Raw genomic sequence first — 1,148 nt, forward strand, 5'->3', positions numbered from 1 at the left:
CTAAGTATATGTCAAAAGTTTTGAGTAATTTATAACTAACTGTGAATCAAAGATTAAAGCTCTATTAAGTTCATCTAAACCATATCGAAAGATGCTAAAAGCTCTTCTTTGGTGTTTCAAAATGGGTATTTTCTTAATTTGATTTTGATATTCTCCTACAAGATAGACCCAAACAAAAGCTATACAGACAACGGCAAAAAGTTTTTCTAATCGTTTTTGGTCAGTTAGGTGAGTGTCCTCAATATTGAACCCCGCCGATTTAATTGCCTTAAAAAAACATTCAATTGTCCATCTTTGGGCATAAAGACTCATAGCTTGCTGGTCAAATTGGTAAGTTGCTACAATGACATATTCAATTTGGTTTTTTGAATTGAGTATTTTCATTCCTGTAAGATAAACCCATTGTCCATTGACTTTTAAAGGTTTATCAAGCGACCTAACTTGATTAAGTGGTAAATTATTAAACAGCCAGAAGACTTTTAATTCTCGACCTTTTTGATTGACCATTAGATTTTCTCTGATTCTAAGATAGAATTTGATTGGATGAGAAGATAAAAACCCTATCCATTCCTGTCCGATAAATTCCCTATCTGCCATTAAACATTCTATTGAATCCAAACCAAATAAACGAATATATCTGATAATGAGGTCTTTACGTTCGTTTTGGTTTGAGTTCCCCCGTTTGTCTAACATCGTCCAGAGTATAGGTAAGCTCCCCCCCTCTGCTACGATAGTAAGGCACAGAATATTATAATTTATACCAGCGAACTGCCAATTAGTTCTATCTATGCTGAGTTTATAAGGGCTTTTAACGGGATTGATTGCCACTAAAATCTTAGCTATCACATCAAAATCAATCGTAAAATCACTGAAAAATCGCTGTATGCGTCTGAGATTACTACAAATTACTCTATCATTGAGACTTACAGCATTAATACTAAAAACGACTGTTCGTGTCCGAATAAGGGAGATAATTAATAACTCTAAAAATTTAATTCGTGCTTTATGCCACCCTAAATGGGCTTGCAAATGCAAATCAATACTTGTATTTTTATCCTCCATGAGCCAATTTGATTTGTTTTGTGAGTCTTGGTAAACCCATTTTACAAATCTTTTGGCTCTTTTCAAAGTTTTGACATATACTCAGA

Annotated in this window: 1 protein-coding gene; it reads right to left on the minus strand. The window is 33.6% G+C overall.

Features of this window, described 5'->3' with window-relative positions; all coding sequences use genetic code 11:
• Window positions 1-1,062, minus strand: a complete 1,062-nt coding sequence (locus tag ABR854_RS25675) for an IS4 family transposase (RefSeq protein WP_350268721.1) — start codon at window positions 1,060-1,062, stop codon at window positions 1-3.
• Between the last annotated feature and the right edge of the window lie 86 nt (window positions 1,063-1,148).

It is taken from the genome of Emticicia sp. W12TSBA100-4 (genome assembly GCF_040253585.1).
Lineage (GTDB): Bacteria > Bacteroidota > Bacteroidia > Cytophagales > Spirosomataceae > Emticicia.

Excerpts from the sequence above, each read along its gene's own strand:
- ABR854_RS25675 (WP_350268721.1), bottom strand. The coding sequence starts at position 1,062 with ATGGAGGATAAAAATACAAGTATTGATTTGCATTTGCAAGCCCATTTA.